Origin of the sequence: Streptomyces sp. RK62 (genome assembly GCF_018070255.1) — a bacterium.
GTDB lineage: Bacteria > Actinomycetota > Actinomycetes > Streptomycetales > Streptomycetaceae > Streptomyces > Streptomyces nigra.
This window is the reverse complement of the sequence record NZ_JAGPYD010000004.1, coordinates 345,326-365,608: the sequence shown is the minus strand read 5'-3', so window position 1 is coordinate 365,608 and position 20,283 is coordinate 345,326. Positions and strand designations below refer to the sequence as shown.

19 protein-coding genes are annotated in these 20,283 nt (G+C 73.9%); 10 read left to right on the top strand and 9 right to left on the bottom strand.

All coding sequences use genetic code 11. The annotated features are described in order from the left end of the window. Positions 1-50 precede the first annotated feature (50 nt). Together KBY32_RS10510 and KBY32_RS10505 are read right to left on the bottom strand one after the other, a co-directional pair. Entirely contained in the window at positions 51-1,214 is a 1,164-nt protein-coding gene (locus KBY32_RS10510; protein ID WP_210979702.1) for an FAD-dependent monooxygenase, read from the bottom strand. After that, positions 1,211-2,614, bottom strand: a complete 1,404-nt coding sequence (locus tag KBY32_RS10505; protein ID WP_210979701.1) for an MFS transporter — start codon at positions 2,612-2,614, stop codon at positions 1,211-1,213. The genes KBY32_RS10510 and KBY32_RS10505 overlap by 4 nt, the downstream gene beginning before the upstream one ends. A gap of 332 nt (positions 2,615-2,946) precedes the next feature. Here KBY32_RS10505 and KBY32_RS10500 point away from each other — a divergent pair, with 332 nt between their 5' ends. From KBY32_RS10500 to KBY32_RS10490, 3 genes are read left to right on the top strand one after another with little or no spacing between them, the layout of a single operon-like run. Beyond that, a complete protein-coding gene (locus tag KBY32_RS10500; protein ID WP_055622638.1) occupies positions 2,947-4,584 on the top strand; it encodes an SPFH domain-containing protein in 1,638 nt (545 codons plus the stop codon). Beyond that, positions 4,581-5,921 carry an SPFH domain-containing protein gene (locus KBY32_RS10495; RefSeq protein WP_210979700.1) on the top strand — a complete coding sequence of 447 codons (1,341 nt, stop codon included), beginning with the start codon at positions 4,581-4,583 and terminating at the stop codon, positions 5,919-5,921. The genes KBY32_RS10500 and KBY32_RS10495 overlap by 4 nt, the downstream gene beginning before the upstream one ends. Before the next feature lie 59 nt (positions 5,922-5,980). Further along, positions 5,981-6,643, top strand: a complete 663-nt coding sequence (locus KBY32_RS10490; RefSeq protein WP_210979699.1) for a TetR/AcrR family transcriptional regulator — start codon at positions 5,981-5,983, stop codon at positions 6,641-6,643. On the opposite strand, the gene KBY32_RS10485 is transcribed toward KBY32_RS10490, so the two are convergent. Together KBY32_RS10485 and KBY32_RS10480 are read right to left on the bottom strand one after the other, a co-directional pair. Next, positions 6,625-7,464 (bottom strand): MaoC/PaaZ C-terminal domain-containing protein, encoded by an 840-nt coding sequence (locus tag KBY32_RS10485; protein WP_210979698.1) that lies wholly within the window; start codon positions 7,462-7,464, stop codon positions 6,625-6,627. The two genes, KBY32_RS10490 and KBY32_RS10485, sit on opposite strands and share 19 nt — an antisense overlap. Beyond that, positions 7,464-8,762 (bottom strand): 3-oxoacyl-ACP reductase, encoded by a 1,299-nt coding sequence (locus tag KBY32_RS10480; RefSeq protein WP_210979697.1) that lies wholly within the window; start codon positions 8,760-8,762, stop codon positions 7,464-7,466. The genes KBY32_RS10485 and KBY32_RS10480 overlap by 1 nt, the downstream gene beginning before the upstream one ends. 83 nt (positions 8,763-8,845) lie before the next feature. Between KBY32_RS10480 and KBY32_RS10475 the strand changes: the two genes are divergently transcribed. From KBY32_RS10475 to KBY32_RS10465, 3 genes are all read left to right on the top strand, one after another. Beyond that, on the top strand, positions 8,846-10,132 hold the full coding sequence (locus tag KBY32_RS10475) for an acetyl-CoA C-acetyltransferase (protein ID WP_210979696.1): 1,287 nt from the start codon (positions 8,846-8,848) through the stop codon (positions 10,130-10,132). 209 nt (positions 10,133-10,341) lie between these two features. Continuing rightward, a complete protein-coding gene (locus KBY32_RS10470; protein WP_210979695.1) occupies positions 10,342-12,270 on the top strand; it encodes a long-chain fatty acid--CoA ligase in 1,929 nt (642 codons plus the stop codon). Positions 12,271-12,395: 125 nt separating this feature from the next. After that, positions 12,396-13,532, top strand: a complete 1,137-nt coding sequence (locus tag KBY32_RS10465; protein WP_210979694.1) for a sugar ABC transporter substrate-binding protein — start codon at positions 12,396-12,398, stop codon at positions 13,530-13,532. 28 nt (positions 13,533-13,560) lie between these two features. Here KBY32_RS10465 and KBY32_RS10460 read toward each other — a convergent pair whose 3' ends face one another. From KBY32_RS10460 to KBY32_RS10445, 4 genes are read right to left on the bottom strand one after another with little or no spacing between them, the layout of a single operon-like run. Beyond that, a complete protein-coding gene (locus KBY32_RS10460; protein ID WP_055622631.1) occupies positions 13,561-14,208 on the bottom strand; it encodes a class I SAM-dependent methyltransferase in 648 nt (215 codons plus the stop codon). 39 nt (positions 14,209-14,247) lie between these two features. After that, positions 14,248-14,469, bottom strand: a complete 222-nt coding sequence (locus KBY32_RS10455; RefSeq protein ID WP_210979693.1) for a hypothetical protein — start codon at positions 14,467-14,469, stop codon at positions 14,248-14,250. Positions 14,470-14,494: 25 nt separating this feature from the next. Further along, positions 14,495-14,818, bottom strand: coding sequence for an AzlD domain-containing protein (locus tag KBY32_RS10450; RefSeq protein ID WP_115507773.1), 324 nt, complete (start codon positions 14,816-14,818; stop codon positions 14,495-14,497). Continuing rightward, positions 14,815-15,474, bottom strand: coding sequence for an AzlC family ABC transporter permease (locus tag KBY32_RS10445; protein WP_247689229.1), 660 nt, complete (start codon positions 15,472-15,474; stop codon positions 14,815-14,817). Before KBY32_RS10445 ends, KBY32_RS10450 begins: the two co-directional genes overlap by 4 nt. Before the next feature lie 135 nt (positions 15,475-15,609). Between KBY32_RS10445 and KBY32_RS10440 the strand changes: the two genes are divergently transcribed. After that, positions 15,610-16,158: a helix-turn-helix domain-containing protein gene (locus KBY32_RS10440; protein WP_210979691.1), complete on the top strand. Its 549-nt coding sequence runs from the start codon at positions 15,610-15,612 to the stop codon at positions 16,156-16,158. A gap of 112 nt (positions 16,159-16,270) precedes the next feature. Here the strand turns inward: KBY32_RS10440 and KBY32_RS10435 are convergent, their stop codons facing one another. Next, entirely contained in the window at positions 16,271-16,474 is a 204-nt protein-coding gene (locus tag KBY32_RS10435; protein WP_003992177.1) for a cold-shock protein, read from the bottom strand. Positions 16,475-16,784: 310 nt separating this feature from the next. On the opposite strand from KBY32_RS10435, the gene KBY32_RS10430 reads away from it, so the two are divergent. The 3 genes from KBY32_RS10430 to KBY32_RS10420 all read left to right on the top strand — a co-directional run bounded on the left by KBY32_RS10430 (position 16,785) and on the right by KBY32_RS10420 (position 20,233). Beyond that, entirely contained in the window at positions 16,785-17,633 is an 849-nt protein-coding gene (locus KBY32_RS10430; RefSeq protein ID WP_055622626.1) for a menaquinone biosynthetic enzyme MqnA/MqnD family protein, read from the top strand. Positions 17,634-17,882: 249 nt separating this feature from the next. Further along, positions 17,883-19,484 (top strand): serine/threonine-protein kinase, encoded by a 1,602-nt coding sequence (locus tag KBY32_RS10425; RefSeq protein WP_210979690.1) that lies wholly within the window; start codon positions 17,883-17,885, stop codon positions 19,482-19,484. Beyond that, entirely contained in the window at positions 19,484-20,233 is a 750-nt protein-coding gene (locus KBY32_RS10420; RefSeq protein ID WP_247689228.1) for a prepilin peptidase, read from the top strand. Before KBY32_RS10425 ends, KBY32_RS10420 begins: the two co-directional genes overlap by 1 nt. Positions 20,234-20,283 lie beyond the last annotated feature (50 nt).

Below are 20,283 nucleotides of genomic sequence, written 5' to 3'. Positions count from 1 at the left end.
CCGGCGGGCGCGCGACGACAGCTGATCCACCGGGAATTACGGGACAGCCCTTAGTCGGGCAGTGCGAGCGCCGAGTAGGCGGGGCGGGCCGGGGGTGGGGGCAGAGTGGCGAGGCTCCGCAGTCTCGTGTCGCGCCGCTCCAGGGCCTCCGCTGTTGTGGGGAAGAGGGTCGCCCCGCCGTCCTCGGCCAGCGCCTGGTTGGCGGTGACGTACGGGCGTGTGACCCGCTCGTAGGCGGCGAAGGCCGTGGCGGGGTCCCGGTGTGCGGCCAGGGCACGGGCCAGCGTGTAGGCGCCGGCGAGGGCCAGGCTGGTGCCCTGACCGGTGAGGAACGAAGGCGCGTACGCGGCGTCCCCGACCAGGGCGACACGTCCCCGGGACCAGCGGGGCATCCGGATCTGCCCGGCCGTGTCGGCGAACAGGTCGTCCGCGTCGCGCAGGGCGTCCAGCATCCGGGGGACCTCCCAGCCCGCGTCCGCGAAGACCTCGGCGAGCGCGTCCCGGTGGACCGGGGTGCCGGGTGGTGTGGGCCGGTGGAAGGTGAGGAAGGCGTGCAGGTCCTCCTCGGCGCCCCCGGCCGCGTACAGCGCCGCCGCCCGGCCGGGGACGTTCCACATCGCCAACTCGTGGGAGAGGCCGAGGGTGTTCGGCATGGTGTAGATGCCGAAGCAGTGGCCCAGGTAGTGGTGGAACCGCTCCTCGGCGCCGAACACGGCTCCCCGGGTCGCCGAGTGGACGCCGTCGGCACCGACCACCAGGCCGAACGTACGCCGGTGTCCGCCGCGGAACGTGACGTCCACCCCGTGCGCGGAGTCGTCGAGGGCGTCGGCGCGGTCGCCGAACAGGAACTCCACGTCGTCGCGGACCCCCGCGTACAGGGCGGCGGTCAGGTCCCCGCGCCGCACCTCGACGTGGTCGGCGCCGGTGCCGCCCGCCACGGCCCGCGCGGGGACCGAGGCGACCTCGCCGCCGTCGGCCCGCAGGAACGTGGCGCGCCGCATGTCGACCCGGGCCTCCCGCAGCCGGGGCAGGAGGCCTGTCCGGCGGGCCACCTCCACCGCCGTACCGCGCAGGTCGACCGGGTAGCCGCCGTCGCGGGGGCCGTCCGCCTTCTCGACGACCGTGACCGCGTGCCCGGCGCGGTGCAGCCAGTGGGCCAGGGCGAGGCTGGCGACACCGGCTCCGGAGATCAGGACGGTGGGCCGCGCGGTCACGAGCGGGCTCCCTTCCGGGTGAGACGGACGACGATCAGGGACAGGGCGGCGGTCAGTCCGGCGACCGCGAACCCGGTCGCGAAGGCCGACTCGGACGGCGCCCCGGACACCGGGTCGGCACCGGCGCCGAGCAGCGCGGCGGCGAGCTGGGCGCCGACGGCCACCCCGATCACCCGGGTCACCACGAGCAGGCTCGTCGCGATACCGGTGTCCCGGGCCGGGACGGCGGTGACGGTCCCGGACAGCAGCGCGGTGGTGGCGGCGCCCGCCGCGACCGCGGTCAGCACCTTCGCCAGGACGAGCTGCCAGGACTCGGAGTGCCGGAAGGCCAGGGCGATCATCGTGGCGGCGGTGACGACCGTGCCCGCGACGACCACGGCACGAGGCCCGAACCGCCGTGCCGCGACCCCGCCGACCGCGTCGCTCGCCGCACCGGCCAGCGCGCCGGGCAGCAGGAACAGACCGATGGCGGTGGTGCCCGCCGCGAACCCGTAGCCGTCGCCGGGCACCGCGAACAGCTGCGGCACCAGGAACGCCACCATGCCGAACGCGGTCGTCACGACCAGGGTGAGCAGGACGGCCTGGACCATCGCGGGCCGGGCCAGCAGCCGCAGGTCGACCATCGGCGCGGCCACCCGGCGTTCGACGGCCACCCAGCCGGCCGCGAGCCCGGCCACGCCCACCGCGACGGCCCCGGCAGCGAGCGGCGGCAGACTTCCGTCGGCCACGGTCACGAGCCCGACCATGAACGCGAGCAGGGTGCCGGTCAGCAGCAGCACACCGGGCCAGTCGATCCGGCCGTCCGACGCGGCCGGCGGATCGTCCGGCACGGTCCGGGCGACGACGTACGCCGCCGCGGCGACCACGATCGTCGGCAGCGCGAACATCCAGTGCCAGGACAGGTGTTCGGCGATCGGTCCGGCGACCAGCGTGCCGACCGTGCCGCCGCCCGTGAAGAGCGCGACGACGACGCCGACGGCCGCCTGCGACCGGTGCGCCGGGAGGTGGGTGCGGACCAGGATGAAGGAGAGGGGCAGCGCGCCCACCATGGCGCCCTGCAGCAGCTGGCCGAGCAGCAGCACCGGCAGGCCGGGCGCCAGCGCGGCGAGCAGCCCGCCCGCCGACACCAGCGCCATCAGCCGGAGAAGCACCCGCTTGCCGCCGTAGCGGTCGCCGAGCTTGCCCGCGACGGGCGTGAGGACGGCGCCGGTCACCAGTAACGTGTTGGCGACCAGGGCCCCTTGGGACGGGGTGACGCCCAACTCCCGCTGGAGCAGCGGCAGCGCGGGCTCCACCACGGACTGCAGGGTGCCGAGGGCGAGCGCGAGGACGCCGAGCGCGCCGATCGGCAGTCTGCCGAGGCGCACCGGGGCGGGCGGGTCAAGGACGGTCGTGGTCATGGGAGTCCTGTTCACAGTCGGGAGACGCGCGGTTCTCGCGCACCTCCCACGCTCCCGCCGGGCGCTTCGGCGGGCATCGTCCGCCGTGCCCGTCGTCGTCTGGTGCGTGCGGACCAAGTGGCCTCGCCCGTAGTGCAGGTGCACCAGACGGGCGATGCCGCCACTACCGTCCGGTAACGCCCCGGTACACCCCCCTTACGCTGGTCCGGACCCATGGTGTGGGATGGCTTGACTCACGCCGGAGATCACGCCGGAGATCACCGCGGGGATCACGACGGAGATTCACGCCGGGCCCGCACACGCGCCCGGCACAGCAACGCAAAGGGGGAACTGTGGCACGAGGGCGCGCGAAGGCGAGCGCACGACGCGTGGCCGAGGCGGTCGCCTCGGGCACCGATCCACGCAGGGCCGCGCAGGAGGAACTGCGCCGCCAGGCGGGCGGCCGGGGAGCCGGGCAGGACGGCGGCGGCGAGTACGAGGCGCAGGGCTGGAACATCGACCCGGCCGACTTCCCGGCCGCCCGGGAGCAGGGCGGCTCGACCGCGACCGTCATGCGGCAGAAGACGGTGCCGCTGGACGAGGCCGGAGAGGCGCTCGGCCGCAGCGAGCAGGAGCGCGAGGGCGGCGAGGTGGTGCACTCCATCTGCCCGATGGTGCTGCCGAAGGGCCGCTCGTTCCTCTCCATGCTGCCGGTGCTGAGCCTGCTCGTCGTGGGGGCCGTGGGCGCCTCGATCGTGGGGGCCGCCGGGGCCGACGTGCTCACCAACCCCCTGTTCGGCGTGCACTACTGGATCATCTCGCTCGCGGCGGTCGCCTTCGTGTGGTGGCGGCAGGGCATGGTGATGGTGCCGGACGGCTCGCAGGCGCTGATCACCCGGTTCGGCAAGCTGGAGAAGGTCGTCGGACCGGGCCGGGTCGTGCTGCTGAGCCCCTGGAAGCGGGTGTCGTACATCGTCAACACCACCCGTGAGTACCCGTTCAACGCGCCGGTGCGCGAGGCCCCGACCCGGGGCGGGGTGAAGGCGTCCATCGACCTGTTCATCCAGTTCCGGATCAGCGACCCCACCGAGTTCGTGTACACCCTCGGCGCGGTGCGCGGCTTCGAGGAGAAGCTGAGCAACGCCGTCAGCGAGACGATCCGCAGCCTCATCTACGAGCAGGAGGCCGCCGGCATCTACGACATGGTCGGCGAGGACACCGGCCGGCTCCTGGAGCAGCTCAACCAGCAGTTCCGTCCGGCCGTCGAGCTGACCAACGCCAACATCACCCACGCCGAGCCGTCCGACCAGCGCTACCGCATGGACCTCGCGGCACCCGAGATGGTCCGGATGGCCAAGGAGGCGTACACCCACGAGTACGCGCTCCAGCTGCGCAAGGAGCAGGACGAGGGCGACCTGAGCCGGGAGCTCGCCTCCAGCCAGGAGACGCTCTCCGCGATCCAGGCCGACATCGCCCAGTACCAGGCGCAGATGGACACGGCCGTGGAACGCGAGACCAACCGCGCCGAGGCCCTGGCCCGCCAGCGCTACGTCCAGGCCGAGTCGGAGGCGAAGGCCAACGCGGCCCTCCTGGAGGCGCAGGCCCTCGACATCCGCGCGGTGACCGCGGCGGAGGCCCCGGAGATCCTGGAGTACCGCTACCAGCAGCAGGTCCTGGACACCCTGGAGGAGGTCGCCGACCATCTGCCCCGGCTGGTGCGCATCGGCGGCACCGCCGACGGCGCCGGCATCGACTTCCTGGAGCTGGCCCGCGAACTGATCGGTGAACGCGGCACCGAGCTGTTCAGCGACGCCGACATGGCCGCCGTCCGCTCCCGGCTCGGCGAGGTGTCGGCACGGATCGCCGCCCGCGAGGAGGAGATCGGCGCGCTGCTGGCCGCCGACCGGCCCACCGTGGTCGAGGTGCCCGACGTACCAGGACCGGCCGAAGCGACCGACGACACCGAGCTCTCCGAGGAGGCCGCCCAGTGAGCACCGTACGAACCCACCGCCGGTCGGTCATCTCCGAGGCAGTCGCGCCCTGGACCGACATCGCCCGGCTGCTGCGCGGCGGCGAGGCCGACACCCTGATCCCGGTCATCATCCCCCGGCACCGCCGCCGGGTGTGGTGGATGCTGCCGCTGTGGCTCGGCGTCTACGCCCTGCTCATGGGCGTGACGCTGTCCCTGGCCGGTGCCGACGCCGAGTCGGCCGCCGGGGACCTCGCCTACGGCACCCTGGCCGGCCTGTCCTACGCAGGCGGCGCCGTGCTGGTGCTGATCGGCGTCCTGTGGTGGTGGCGCTCCTCCATCGTCGAGATCGAGCAGGGCACCAACGGCGTCCTGACCCGCTACGGCGCCGTCGTGCGCACCCTCGACGCCGGCCGGCACTACCTGTGGCACCCCTGGTCCCGGGTCGACTTCGTCGTCGACACCGCCACCGAGATCCCCTACTCGGCGCCGGTGATGGCCTGCCCGACGCAGGAGAACGTGCCGCTGCGCTCCATCGAGTTCTTCCTGAAGTTCCGCATCACCGACGCCGTGCTGTTCGTCCGCACGATCGGCGCGGGCAACTTCGACCTGGTGCTCTCCAGCGCCGTGCAGGACGCCATCCGCCAGCGCGCCCGCAAGATGCGCACCGAGCGGGCGTACGACCTGCGCGGCTCGGACGTGGCCGACATGCAGGAGCTGCTCAACCGCCAGCTCTCCGGCTACGGCGTGCGCATCACCGGCTGCAACATCCCGGACGTGCAGCTGCCGACGCAGTACCAGCAGCACCTGGCCACCCGGGAGCGGGTCGCCAAGGAGCGCACGGCCTACGAGCAGGAGTGGGGCCTGATCCGCAAGCGCCGGATCGACCAGCTCGGCATGGACATCGAGCGGGCCAAGAAGGTGCGCGACGCCCGGATCGTCGAGGTCAGGGCCGCGCTGAACCGGGCCCGTGAGGAGGTCGCCCAGCTGCTGGAGGAGCAGGAGACCAACGCCCAGCGGGTGCGGTTCGAGATCGAGACGCGGGGTCGCAGCGGTCTGATCGCCGCCGAGAACGAGGCCCGCGCCCAGCGCGCCCTCGCCAAGGCGTACCGCGACAACCGGGCCGTGCTCCAGTACGAACTGGCGCGGCGCCGCCTCGAGGTGGGCGCGAAGCTCGCCGGGCGGGCCCCGCAGCCGGTGGTGGTGCGCACCGACGGTTCGAGTGCCGACAGTTCGGCGCTGTCGACGTTGCTCACCGCGCAGCTGCTGCCGCGGCTGACGGCGCTGCCGGCCGCCGACGCCCAGCCGTGGGCGGACCGGGTGGCGCGGCTCGCCGAGGAGCGGACCGGCGACGAGTAGGGCCGCCGGTTGGCGACGGGCCGGGCGGGATCTCCCTCCCGGCCCGTACGCTGAGCGCCATGGGTGCCGTGAAGACCAAACGGATGCCACGGGCCGTCCGTGAGCAGCAGATGCTGGACGCCGCCGTGCGGACCTTCGGCCGGCGCGGGTACATGGCCGCGTCGATGGACGAGGTCGCCGAACTCGCGGGCGTCTCGAAGCCGTTGGTGTACCTCTATCTGAACTCCAAGGAAGACCTCTTCACCGCCTGCATCCGGCGGGAGTCCGCCGCGCTCGTCGCGGCCATCCGGTCCGGCATCCGGCCCGAGCTGCCCGCCGACCGGCAGCTGTGGGACGGGCTGCGGGCGTTCTTCACCCACACCTCGCACTACCCGGACGCCTGGTCCGTGCTGCATCTGCAGGCCCGCACCCACGGCGAGCCGTTCGCCTCCGAGGTCGCCGCGATGCGCGCGGACATCGTCGAGTTCGTCACCCAGCTGATCGTGGTCGCGGCCCGTGAGGTGCACCGCGACCCCGACCTCCCCGAGAGCGAGGTCGCCGGGGTCGCCGAGGCCCTGGTGGGGGCCGCCGAGTCGCTGGCCGACTGGGCCAACACCACCCCGGGCGTGAGCGCGCGCCAGGCGGCGGCCACGCTGATGAACTTCGCGTGGGCCGGGCTCGGCGACCTCATGGAGGGCCGGCGCTGGACCCCACCGGACCCCGCTCAGGAGGCGGCCGGGTAGACCTCCCCGGCCAGGTGGAGGCGGCCGTCGCCGCGCAGCTCGAACCGCCCGTCCCCGGCGGCGTACGTCACCGTCGCGGGCAGCAGCACCGGCGCCCGGAAGCCGGCCCGCACCCGCACCGCGTCCGGGGTGCCGTGCGCGGCCAGACAGCGGGCCACCGTCCACATGCCGTGCGCGATGGCGCGCGGGAAGCCGAACAGGCGGGCGGTGAGCGGGTGCAGGTGGATGGGGTTGCGGTCCCCGGAGGCGGCGCCGTAGCGGCGTCCGACGTCCCCGGGGACCTCCCACTCGGCGACCGTGGGCAGCGGCTTCGGCTCCTCGGAGGGTGCCGAGGGTGCCGTGCCGTCGGTGCGGTGGCGGGCCAGATAGCGGCTGGACGACTCCCACACGAGACGGTCCTCCGACCGCACCTCGGTGACCACGACCGCCTCGGTGCCCCGGCGGTGCGGCTCCAGCCGGTCGACGAGCACCGCGACCTCGTACGTGCCCGACGCGGGCAGCGCGGTGTGCCGGGTGAGCTCGATGGAGGTGTGGACGAGCCCGAGCAGGGGCAGCGGGAACTCCCGCGCGCTCATCAGCCGCATGGCCAGCGGGAAGCCGAGCAGATGCGGATAGGTGACGGGCAGCGTGCCGCCGCCCGCCGGGAAGCCGCACACCCGCTCGTACGCCGCGAGGCGCGCCGGATCGACGCGGACGCCGGGCAGCACGAGCCGGGTCCGGGGGAACTCCGCGTCCGGGCGCGGCCGTTTGAACGGGGAGAGCGCGGCGCCCCGGGCGAGCAGTGCGGGCAGCCGGGGCGCACCGGTCAGGACGGTCGTCATCACGCCCCCAGCAGGCTCTGGCCGCACACCCGGACGACCTGGCCGTTGACGGCGCCCGACGCCGGGTGCGCGAGCCAGGCGGTCGTCTCGGCGACATCGGCCGGAAGGCCGCCCTGCGCGAGGGAGTTCATCCGCCGCCCGGCCTCCCGGATGAACAGCGGGACCGCCGCGGTCATCATCGTCTCGATGAAGCCCGGCGCGACCGCGTTCACGGTCACCCCGTGTCCGTCGAGCGCGCGCGGCGCGAGGGCGCGGACGAGCCCCGCGATCCCGGCCTTGCTCGCGCCGTAGTTGGTCTGCCCGGCGTTCCCCGCCAGCCCGGCGATGGACGCCGTCGCCACGATCCGCCCGCCGGTGCGCAGGGCGCCGGCCGCGAGGAGGGCGTCCGTGGTGCGCAGCACGCTCGCCAGGTTGACGTCCAGGACCGCGTTCCAGCGCTCCGCGGGCATGTTGACCAGGCGCCGGTCGCGGGTGATCCCGGCGTTGTGGACGAGGACGTCCAGCCCGTCCGGCAGCGCCGCCGCGATCCGCTCACCGGCGTCGGGCGCGGTGATGTCGAGGGCGAGGGAGGTGCCGCCGAGCCGGTCCGCCACCCGCCGGGCGTCGTCCTCGGCCTGCGGCACGTCGAGGACGACGACCCGGGCGCCGTCCCTGGCCAGAGTCTCGGCGACCGCCTCGCCGATGCCCCGGGCGGCGCCGGTGACCAGGGCGGTGCGCCCGGCGAGCGGGTGGGCGGGGTCGTCGGGCGGGGTGACCTCCCGCGCGCCGACCTCGACGACCTGGCCGCTGACGTAGGCCGACTTGGGGGAGAGGAGGAAGCCGAGGGTGGACGCGGCGGCGCGGGCGTCGGTGAGCCGGACCAGGTTGACCGTCCTGCCCCGGCCGATCTCCTTGCCGAGGGAGCGGGTGAAGCCCTCCAGGGCCTGCTGGGCGGCGGCCTGGTGGTGGTCGGCGGGGTCGAGGGGCGCGCCGAGGACGACGATCCGGCCGCTCTCCACTACGGACCGTACGACGGGGTGCAGGGCCGTGTGCACCTCGGCCAGCGTCCCGACGTCCCGGACGCCGGTGGCGTCGAGCACGACGGCGGCCGGGTGCTCGACGGGGGCGGTGGTGAGGCCGAGGTCCGCCGCCGCGAGGTCGAGGTCGGACTTCCCGGCCGTCAGCAGCAGCCGTTCGCCGTCGAGTTCGGGCCGCTCGGGCGACCAGCGGTGCAGCGGGGCGGGCCGGGGAAGGCCCAGGCGGCGGGTGAGGAACCGGCCGGGGGCGGTCCCCGTGAAGCTCAGATAGCGGTCGGCCATGCGGGACTCCCAGTGCGCTCCGGAACTGACTCGAGAGTAAGGTTACCGGAGGTAAGTCATCGTGGACGTGAGGAGTGAGGCATATGAGCGCCCTGTTGGCCCCGGCGGTCCGGCGCGTCGCGATCATCGGCGGCACCCGTGTCCCGTTCGCCCGCTCCGACGGCCCCTACGCCACCGCCTCCAACCAGGACATGCTCACCGCCGCCCTCGACGGCCTGGTCGAACGGTACGGCCTCGAAGGGCCCGGAGCCGTCGGCGAGTTCGTCGCCGGGGCCGTCCTCAAGCACAGCCGCGACTTCAACCTCGCCCGCGAGACCGTCCTCGGCTCACGGCTCGACCCGCGCACCCCCGCCTACGACATCCAGCAGGCCTGCGGCACCGGCCTCCAGGCCGTCGTCGCCGCCGCCAACAAGATCGCGCTCGGGCAGACCGAGGCGGCCGTCGCGGGCGGCGCCGACACGGCGAGCGACGCGCCCCTCGGCGTCAACGACGACCTGCGCAAGGTGCTGCTGGAGGCGCGCCGCGCCAAGTCCATCGGCGCCCGCCTCAAGGCGCTCGCCAAGGTGCGCCCCGGCCACCTCGTCCCCGACATCCCGCGCAACGCCGAGCCCCGCACCGGCCTGTCCATGGGGGAGCACGCCGCCGTGACCGCCCGCGCCTGGGGCATCACCCGCGAGGCCCAGGACGAGCTGGCGGCGACGAGCCACCAGCGGCTGGCCGCCGCCTACGACCGCGGCTTCTTCCAGGACCTCGTCGTCCCCTTCCGGGGGCTCGACCGCGACCAGAACCTCCGCCCCGGCTCCACCCCGGAGAAACTCGCCGCGCTGGAGCCGGTGTTCGGCCTGGACGGGCCCGCCCCCACCATGACGGCGGGCAACTCGACACCGCTGACCGACGGGGCCGCCGTCGTGCTGCTGGCGAGCGAGGAGTGGGCGGCCGCCCGGGGCCTGGAGCCGCTGGCCCACCTCACCGCCTACGAGACCGCCGCCGTGGACTTCCCGCACGGCGATGTGGCGGACGGCGAGAACGGGCTGCTGATGGCACCCGCGTACGCCGTCCCGCGCATGCTGGAGCGGACCGGTCTCGGCCTCGGCGACTTCGACCTCCTCGAGGTGCACGAGGCCTTCGCCTCCCAGGTGCTGGCCACCCTCGCCGCCTGGGAGAAGCGGGGCCTGGACCCCGTCGACCGGGCCCGGCTGAACGTCGCCGGGTCCTCCCTGGCCACCGGCCACCCCTTCGCCGCCACCGGCGCGCGGATCGTGGCGACACTGGCCGCGCTGCTGGCCGAACGCGGCGGTCCCGGCCGGGGTCTGATCTCGGTGTGCGCCGCGGGCGGTCAGGGGGTGACCGCGATCGTGGAGCGAAGCTGAGGACTTCTCACATAACCCGCGAGGTTGCACATACCCGTCCCCGGACCGCCGCCGAACCCGCACAAGGTCCCCACGCCCGCGCCGTACGATCGCGTGCCTAACCAGCGGTAAGCCGTTTCCGCAGGCCTCGGCAGGTGAACACCACGGTGCGCGAGGCACGTACCTCATGCAGCAAGCGATGTCCCGCTGCACGCCCGCAGGAGCCGCCCGTGTCCACCCCGCTTCCCTCCTTCGCCCCCTCGGCCGCCTACGACGACGCCCCGGGCCCGACCCTGGTGCGACCGGAGACCCGGCGGCTGAACGGCGCCGTACGGGAGGCGCACGTACCGCCGTTCGCCCCGCCCGTGACCCATGGCTCGCTGGCCGACCTGCCCTTCGACAACGCCGACGCGGTGCCGGACGCGGTGGTCCTCAGCCGCCGGGACGCCGACGGTAACTGGACGGACGTGACCGCGGCGGAATTCGCCGGCCAGGTGCAGGCGGTCGCCAAGGGGCTCATCGGCGAGGGGCTGATGCCCGGCGACCGGATCGCCGTCATGGCCCGCACCCGCTACGAGTGGACCCTCCTCGACTTCGCCGCCTGGGCCGCCGGACTGGTGGTCGTCCCCATCTACCCCACCTCCTCTGTCTTCCAGACCCGCTGGATCCTCCAGGACTCCGGCGCCGTCGCCCTCATCACCGAGACCGTCGCCCAGGCGAACGCCCTCGGCCCCGAACTGGACCGCGTCCCCGATCTGCGCAGCCTGTGGGTGATGGACAAGGGGCACGTCGACCGGCTGGCGGAGGCCGGGGAGGAGCTGTCCGACGGGGAGGTGGCCGTCCGGCGGGGCATGCTCGTGCCCGACACCCTGGCCACCCTGATCTACACCTCGGGCACCACCGGCCGGCCCAAGGGCTGTGCGCTGACCCACGGCAACTTCTTCGCCGAGGTCGACAACGCCGTCGAACTGCTCTACCCGATCTTCAAGGCGCGGACCAGCGAAGAGGCGTCGGTGCTGCTCTTCCTGCCGATGTCCCACGTGTTCGGGCGGATGGTCGAGGTGGCCTGTGTGCGCGCCCGGGTCCGGCTGGGCCACGCGCCGAGCCTGAAGGCCGAGGACCTGCTGCCGGACCTCGCCGCCTTCCGGCCGACCTGTCTGCTGACCATCCCGTACATGCTGGAGAAGGTCTACAACTCCGCCCGCGCCAAGGCGGAGGCGGGCGGCCGGGCGTCCACCTTCGACCGGGCCGCCGGGGTCGCCGAGCGCTACGGCGAGGCCATGGAGGCCCGCCAGTCCGGCACGGGCCCCGGCCCTGGGACCGCGCTCAAGGCGGCCCGCGCGATGTACGACCCGCTCGTCTACCGGCGCCTGCGCAACGCGATGGGCGGCAGGGTCAAGTACGCGATCTGCGGCGGCTCCCCGCTGGGCCGCCGGCTCGCCGCCTTCTACGCGGGCGCCGGCATCGAGGTCTACGAGGGCTACGGCCTCACCGAGACGACCGGCGCGGCCACCGTGACGCCGCCCCTCAAGCCCCGCCTCGGCACGGTCGGCTGGCCGCTGCCCGGCACCCGGGTCCGGATCGCGGCGGACGGCGAGATCCTGCTCTCCGGCGAGCATGTGCTGCGCGGTTACTGGGACCCGGCGGCCGGCGGTGTGGTCCCCGCGGCCGCCGACGGCTGGCTGGCCACCGGTGACATCGGCGCCCTCGACGACGAGGGCTATCTGACGATCACCGGCCGCAAGAAGGAACTCCTCATCACCGCGGGCGGCAAGAGCGTCGCCCCGGCCCCGCTGGAGAACTGGCTGCGCTCCCACCCGCTGATCTCGCAGTGCCTGGTCGTCGGCGACCGCCGCCCGTACGTCGCCGCGCTGATCACCCTCGACATGGACGGCGTCACCCACTGGCGCCGGATGAACGGCCGGCACCCCGTCCCCGCCGAACTCCTTGTGGACGACCCGGAGCTGCGGGACATCCTCGGACGCGCCGTGGACGAGGCGAACAAGCTGGTGTCCCGGCCCGAGTCGATCCGCCGCTTCGCCGTCCTGCCGGTGGACTTCACCGAGCTGGACGGCCACCTCACGCCGTCGATGAAGCTCCGCAGGGACGCGGTCATGCGGGACTTCGCGGCCGACGTGGAGGCCCTGTACGCCGGCTGACCCCACCCACACCGGACCCCCGTACCGCGTGCGGAGACCGCCCGGTCACCGCGCGACCCGACCTGCCCCGCCCCGCCGTGACCACGGCCGTCCGGATCCCCACACCACCCGCTCGGAAGGCAGCAGTGAACGCTCGCACCCCCCACCGCCCCGTCATACGCCGTGCCCGCACGGCCGTCGCCGCGGCCGCCGCGGCACTGTCCCTCACCGCCTGCGGTGCCGTCGGCGGCATCGCGGGCGGCGACGGCTCCCAGGAGCCCGGCAAGGGCGACGACCTCACCGTCGGACTGCTCCTGCCCGACAAGACCACCGCGCGGTTCGAACGGTTCGACCACCCGCTGATCAAGAAGGAGGTCGCCCTCCTCACCCACGGCAGGGGCAAGGTCGCCTACGCCAACGCCGAGTCCAGCACCCGGCGTCAGAGCCGCCAGTTCCAGAAGCTGATCGCGGACCGGGTCGACGTGATCCTGGTGGACGCCGTGGACTCCAGAGCCATCGCGCCCGACGTACGCCGGGCCAAGGAGGCGGGCATCCCGGTGATCGCCTACGACCGGCTCGCCGAGGGCCCCGTCGACGCCTACGTCTCCCACGACAACGAGCTCGTCGGCGAGGTGCAGGCCCGCGCCCTCGTCCAGCGCCTCGGCTCGAACTCCCTGAACAGCAAGGTCGTCATGATGCACGGCGACCCCGGCGACCCGAACACCGCCCGCTTCAAGCGGGGCGCGGTCACCGAGCTCAAGGGCGATGTAAAGATCGTCAAGGAGTACGACGTCCGCAAGTGGTCGCCCGAGGCGGCCAAGGAGAACATGCGCAAGGCCATCGCGGCCGTCGGCGCCGACGGTATCGCGGCGGTCTACTCGGCCAACGACGACATGGCGGGCGCCGCCATCGACGCGCTGAAGGAGGCCGGCGTCGGCGAGGTCCCGCCGGTCACCGGGCAGGACGCGAACCTGGACGCCATCCAGCGGATCGTCTCCGGGGAGCAGTACATGACGGTCTACAAGCCGTTCGAGCTGGAGGCGACCACCGCCGCCCGGATGGCCGTCTACAAGGTCCAGGGCCGGGGCGTCGCCTTCGACGCCCTCACCCAGGACCTGGTCGACAGCCCGACCCAGGAGGACATCCCGGCCGCGCTCCAGACGGTGGTCGCCGTCACCCGCAAGAACATCGAGGACACGGTCGTGGCGGACGGCGTCTACACCGTCCGCCAGATCTGCACCCCGGAGTACGCGGCCGACTGCGCGGCGATCGGCCTCGGCTGACGGACGCCGGAGGGCGGGCCCCCGGGGGTCAGGCGCCGCGCCGGGCGATGAGGAAGGCCTGTGCGGCCGTCTCGTCCAGCGTGGGGTCCGCCTCCCGGACCGTGCGGGAGTGCGGGGCGAAACCGGCCCGGGTCAGCAGGGCGGCCATGTCCTCCGGGCGCCGGCGCAGGAAGGTCAGCGCCACCGGGTGCCCGAACGGCCGGTCGTGGTGCCGGTGTTCGTCCCCGGCCTGGAAGGCGACCAGCAGGGGCGCTCCGGGCGCCAGCACCCGGTGGAACTCGGCGAACAGCTCCGGCAGCCGGTCGTCCGGGAGATGGATGGACGAGTAGAACGACACCGCGCCGGACAGCGCCCCGTCCGGCAGGTCCAGCTCCAGCATCGACCCCCGCTCGAACCGCAGCCCCGGGTTCTCCCGGCGGGCGATCGCGAGCATCGACTCCGACAGGTCGACACCGAAGACGTCCAGACCCAGCGCGGCCAGCCGGGCCGTCGTCCGGCCGGGTCCGCAGCCGAGGTCGGCCACCGGCCCGCCGCCGCCCACGAGTTCGGCGAACACCCCCAGCACGGCCCGCTCCAGGGGCCGGTGCGCCATCTCGTCCTCGAAGAGCTTCGCGTAGTCCTCGGCGATGGCGTCGTAGAAGGTGCGGGTGGCGGTCAGGAAGTCGGAGTCGGTCATGGCCCGCGACCCTAACGCCCAGGTGCCGTTCGTCGCGCCCTACTCGGGCGTGCGGCTCCGGTCACCGCCGCGCGCGCTGCCCAGCGCCGCCCCGACCGCCACACCCACCGCCATGCCCAGGCCGAGTCCGAGCGCCAGATTGTCGAAGACCGCCGTCCCGAACACGACGCCGAGCGCCAGGCCCAGAGAGATGCCGAGCGACACACCGGTCGCCAGTTTCGAGTCCCGCTCGCGGCCGTCGCCGTCGCCACCGTTCGTCATCCGGTGATCCTCCCACGCGACCGGCTCACGCCACCCCCAACGCCCGCAGCAGGGCGGCGGATCCGGCCGCCGCCAGCACCACCACCGGGAACGGGGCGCCCCGCCACGCCAGGACCCCGCCCACCAGCACCCCGGCCGGGCGGGCCCAGCCGGCGAACCCGCCGCCCTCCGTCAGCGCACCCGTCGCCAGCAGCGCCACGAGCAGCACCACCGCACCGGCCGCCAGCAGCTCCCGCACCCGGGCGGGCAGCACGACCCGTCCGTGCAGCGCCGGGCCCACCAGCCGGAAGGCGTACGTCCCGACCGCGAGCACCAGGATCACGGCGACCGTCCCCGTCGTGGAGGTCATGCCGTACCGCCCTTCCGGCCGTGGACGACCAGCCCGGCGAGCGCCAGCAGTACGGGCACGCCCGCCGGGACGGCCGGGGTGACGGCCAGCGCGAGCGCCGCGCCGAGCAGCGCCGCCCGGCGGGCCGAGCGGTCGGTGCGCAGGGCCGGCAGCACCAGCGCTGCGAGCACCGCCGGGAAGGCGGCGTCCAGCCCGTAGGTCGCCGTGTCGCCGAGCGCGGTGCCGGCGAGGGCGCCGGCCAGCACACCGGTGTTCCAGGCGGCGAACAGACCGAGGCCGTTCACCCAGAACGCAGCCCGGCGCCGGGCCGGGTCGGGCTGCGCGAGCGTGAACGCCACCGTCTCGTCGGTCACCAGATGCGCCCCGGCCAGCCGGGCGAACCGCCCCGGGCCGAGGACGTCCGCCACGGCCAGGCTGAAGGCGGCGGTGCGGGTGTTGAGCAGCAGCCCGGTCGCGGCCGCGGCGAGCGGCCCGCCCCCGGCCAGCAGCAGCCCGACGGCGCTGAACTGCGCCGAGCCCGCGTACACGACGAGCGACATGGCCACCGGGACCCAGAGCGGCAGCCCTCCGGCCACCGCGATCGCGCCGAAGGACACGCCGACGACACCGCTCGCCAGCCAGACGAGGGCGCTGTCGCGCACGAGAGGTGCCATCATCGGTGTTCGGAACAGCGAACGCATGTTTCCCAGAATGAACAGACGCGCCGTCGTTCGTCAAGCCGAACGAGCGGACCGCCAGAACGAACGACGGCGGAACGAACGACGGCAGAGCGAACGACTGGAAGTGAGTCCATGGGTGAGCCCCTGACGTGGATCGCCGTCTCCCTGCGTCGCGAGCGCGCCCGCGCCGGGCTGTCCCTGTCCGAGCTGGCCAAACGGGCTGGCATCGCGAAGTCCACGCTGTCCCAGCTGGAGGGCGGCGGCGGGAACCCGAGCGTGGAGACGCTGTGGGCGCTCGGCGTGGCGCTCGGTGTGCCGTTCAGCACGCTGGTGGAGCCGCCGGCGCCCGCGGTCCAGGTGATCCGCGCGGGCGAGGGGCCCACGGTGGCGTCCGAGCGGGCCGACTATGTGGCCACCCTGCTGTCGGCGAGCCCGCCGGGCGCCCGGCGGGACATCTACCACCTGCGCGCGGAGCCGGGCGCGGCCCGTGAGTCCGAGCCGCACATCCCGGGCACGGTGGAGCATCTGATCGTCGGGGCGGGCCGGGTGAAGGCGGGGCCGCACGGCGAGGAGGCCGAGCTGGGGCCGGGGGACTACATGACGTACCGCGGGGACGTGCCGCATCTGTACGAGGCGCTGGAGCCGGGGACGTTCTTCGTCCTCGTCATGCAGCACGTGTAGGAGGCCCCCCGGCCTGATGGAGAAAAGGCAGGAGCCCCGCTGCCTTGCGGCGCGGGGCTCCTTGGGTACTGCACTCAGTTCCGGATCAAAGCACCAGGCTCCGAGGACCGAATCAGACGGGGGTGACGTTCTCCGCCTGCGGGCCCTTCGGGCCCTGGGTCACGTCGAAGGAGACCTGCTGGTTCTCCTCCAGCGAGCGGAAGCCGCTCGCGTTGATCGCGGAGTAGTGAACGAAGACGTCGGGGCCGCCGCCTTCCTGGGCGATGAAGCCAAAGCCCTTTTCGGCGTTGAACCACTTCACGGTTCCGGTAGCCATAAGCCCTCCTTGGGCCCAAAGGGTTGCCCTGCTCCAGAACCCTGCAAGTGTGAAAACAAAGTGCCGCACAACTGCATACGTCTGAAAACGACGAGAGCCCGCGGTTACATGCTCCGCAGGCTCTGTACTGCAAGGGAAACCAAACTGCAACTTGCGGCGAGCCTAGCACGCAGGCAGCCGAAAGCAATAGAGGTCAAGATCACGTCACTCGGACGTTTGAAGATCCGTGTCCGAGTTGACAGTAAGGGGGTGACCTGAATGTCCCGACCCTGAAGGCCGAACGCTACCCCATGGGGTCTAGTCTCGCGATGTGGACAATTCTCGCACCCGGCCCCGCGTGGGCCACATCCAGTTCCTCAACTGCCTGCCCCTCTACTGGGGGCTCGCGAGAACCGGCACGCTCCTCGACTTCGAGCTCACGAAGGACACTCCCGAGAAGCTCAGCGAGCAGCTGGTGCGCGGCGATCTCGACATCGGTCCGATCACCCTCGTCGAGTTCCTGCGCAACGCCGACGACCTGGTCGCCTTCCCCGACATCGCCGTCGGGTGCGACGGACCGGTGATGTCCTGCGTGATCGTCTCGCAGGTCCCCCTCGACCGGCTGGACGGCGCCCGCGTCGCCCTCGGCTCCACGTCGCGCACCTCGGTCCGCCTCGCCCAGCTGCTGCTCGCGGAGCGCTACGGCGTCCGGCCCGACTACTACACCTGCCCGCCCGACCTCAGCGTGATGATGCAGGAGGCCGAGGCGGCGGTCCTCATCGGTGACGCGGCGCTGCGCGCCAACCTGCTCGACGGCCCGCGCTACGGCCTCCAGGTGCACGACCTCGGCGCGCTCTGGAAGGAGTGGACCGGGCTGCCCTTCGTCTTCGCCGTGTGGGCGGCGCGCCGCGACTATCTGGAACGCGAGCCGGACATCACCCGCAAGGTCCACGAGGCATTCCTCGCCTCCCGCAACCTCTCCCTGGAGGAGGTCGGCAAGGTCGCGGAACAGGCGGCCCGCTGGGAGGCCTTCGACGAGAAGGTCCTGGAGCGGTATTTCACGACCCTCGACTTCCGTTTCGGCGGTCCGCAGCTGGAAGCCGTCACGGAGTTCGCGCGCCGCGTCGGGCCGACCACCGGATTTCCCGCGGACGTGAAGGTCGAACTGCTCCATCCGTGAGCGCCCGGCCGCCGGGGCCGGCACCGGCGATGCGTCACGGTGAGCGCTTGTCCGCGGCCCTCCGCACGTCCGGAGGGCCGCGGAGGGCGTTCTCGGGCTCCGGCCTTCACCCATCGGGCGCGCGCCCATCGGACTGACAGATCGGCGGCGGCGGTTCCGGCCCGCGACGCGGACCGCGGACCCGATCCGCACTAATCTGCTGCGAAGTCCGCGGGGGCGCTGGGCCGTACGGGGGAGAGGTGGACGCCGATGCAGCCACTCGGCATGGACGAGCCCACGGTCGTCGGGCCGTACCGGCTCCTCGGCCGGCTCGGCTCCGGAGGGATGGGCCGGGTCTATCTGGGCCGCAGCTCCGGGGGCCGCACGGTCGCCGTCAAGATCGTGCATCCGCACCTCGCGCTCGACGAGGAGTTCCGGGCCCGCTTCCGGCGCGAGGTCGACGCCGCCCGGCGGGTGGGCGGCGCGTGGACGGCGCCCGTGCTGGACGCCGACCCGGAGGCCGCCCTGCCCTGGGTGGCCACCGCGTACGCGGCCGGGCCGTCGCTGTCGGGCGCCGTCGCCGACGCGGGCGCCCTGCCCCCGCCGTCCGTACGGGCCCTGGGCGCCGGGCTCGCCGAGGCGCTGGCCGCGGTGCACGACCTGGGCCTGGTCCACCGGGACGTGAAGCCGTCGAACGTCCTGCTCACCCTGGACGGCCCGCTGCTCATCGACTTCGGCATCGCGCGGGCCCTGGACGGCACCGCCTCGCTCACCTCCAGCGGTGTCTCCATCGGCTCGCCGGGCTACATGGCGCCCGAGCAGATCCTGGGCAAGGGCGTCACCGGGGCGGCCGACGTCTTCTCGCTGGGCGCCGTGCTCGCCTACGCGGCGGCCGGCGAGCCCCCGTTCTCCGGCGACACCTCGGCGGCCCTGCTCTACAAGGTCGTCCACGAGGAGCCCGAACTCGACGCGCTGGACGAGCCGTTGCGCGAGCTGGTCGCGCGGTGCCTGGCCAAGGAGCCGGGTGAGCGGCCCACCCCGCGCGAGATCGCCGGGCGGCTGGCGCCCGAGGGCGCGGCCCGGCTGGTCGCGGGCGGCTGGCTGCCCGGGCCGCTGGTCGAGCAGGTCAGCCGGGGCGCCGTACGGCTGCTGAACCTGGAGGCCGGGGAGGACGCCCCGTCCGGACCCGTGGCGTTCAGCCGCCCGGTCACCGTGGGCGAGTTCGGGCCGGCTCCGGTGATGCCCGCCCCGGTGCCCGCGCCCCGGGACACGGTGCCCGACACCTCCACCGAGGCGTCCCCGCCCAGCACACCGGGGGTGACCGTCACGGCGCGCGGGCGCAGGGTGAGCTGCACGGTGACGCTGGCCGTGGCCGGAGCGCTCGCGGCGGTCATGCTCGGCTCCGTCGTCGTCCTCGACGGGCTGCCCGGCCGGGGCGCCGACGACCGGGACTCGAGCGCGGGCTCCGACGCCCCCTCGTCCCGGGCGCCGGGGAGCAAGACGGAGAGCGCCGTCCCCGCCCGCTACCTCGGCACCTGGGAGGGGAAGGCCACGGCCGTGGGCGGCACCCTGCCCGCCGGCACCTTCCGGCTCACCGTTCACAAGGCCGAGCTCGGCGGGGAACTGGGCCGGCTGCGCCAGACCGATCTGCTCGGCGGGGTCTGCAACGACGTCCTCACCCTGAAAGAGGTGACGGCGAAACAGCTCGTCGTCACCTCCGTGGGCGCGAAGGGCAACCACGCCGGCTGCAACCCCGAGCCGCACACCGTCCGCATCACCCCGGAGGGCGACGACCTGGTGTACCGCTCGGAGAGCTCGGCGGAAGGCGAGCCCGAGGCCCGCCTGTCGAAGACCGGCGGGGGGAGCGGCTGATGGAGGTGAGCACCCTGGTGAGCACCCCGCTCGTCGTCACGGTCGCCGCGCTGTGGGGAGCGCTCGCGGGGGCCCTGCTGCCCCGGGCCGCGTACCGGTTCGCCGCACCCGACGAGGAGCCGTGGCGCGCGCACTGCCCCGGCGGCCACCCGGTCGCGGGATGGCTCGGCCCGGCCGGCTGCCACGCGTGCGGGCCCCGTGCCCCGTACGGCCCCGGTGCCACCGTGCCCGTCCTCGTCACCGCCGCCGTCTGCGCCGCGCTCGCCGCCGCCACCGGCACCCGGCCCGAGCTGGGCGCCTGGCTGCTGCTGGCACCCTGCGGCGTGCTGCTCACCCTCGTCGACCTGAGGGTGCGCCGGCTCCCCGACCCGCTGACCCTCTCCCTCGCGGGCGGCGCGCTCGCCCTGCTGGGCCTGGTCGCCGCCGTCCCCGAGCACGCCGGGCACTGGCCGACCGCCGCGGCCGCGTCCCTCGCGCTCGGCGCCTTCTACTACGGCCTGCATCTGCTCAACCCCGACGGCATGGGCTTCGGCGACGTGAAACTGGCGCTCGGCGCCGGCGCGGTCCTCGGCTGGTACGGCTGGCCGACGCTCATGCTCGGCACCTTCGCCGGGTTCCTCTCCGGAGCGCTGTACGGCTGGGGCCTGGTCGCCCTGCGCCGGGCCGACCGCACCTCGGCGATCCCCTTCGGCCCCTTCCTCCTCGGCGGGGCGCTGACAGGGGTGCTGATCGGGGCGTACGCGGCCTGACGTCGGCCGTGTCGGGCCCCTGGCGTACGCTGGTTCGGTCCGCCCGACCT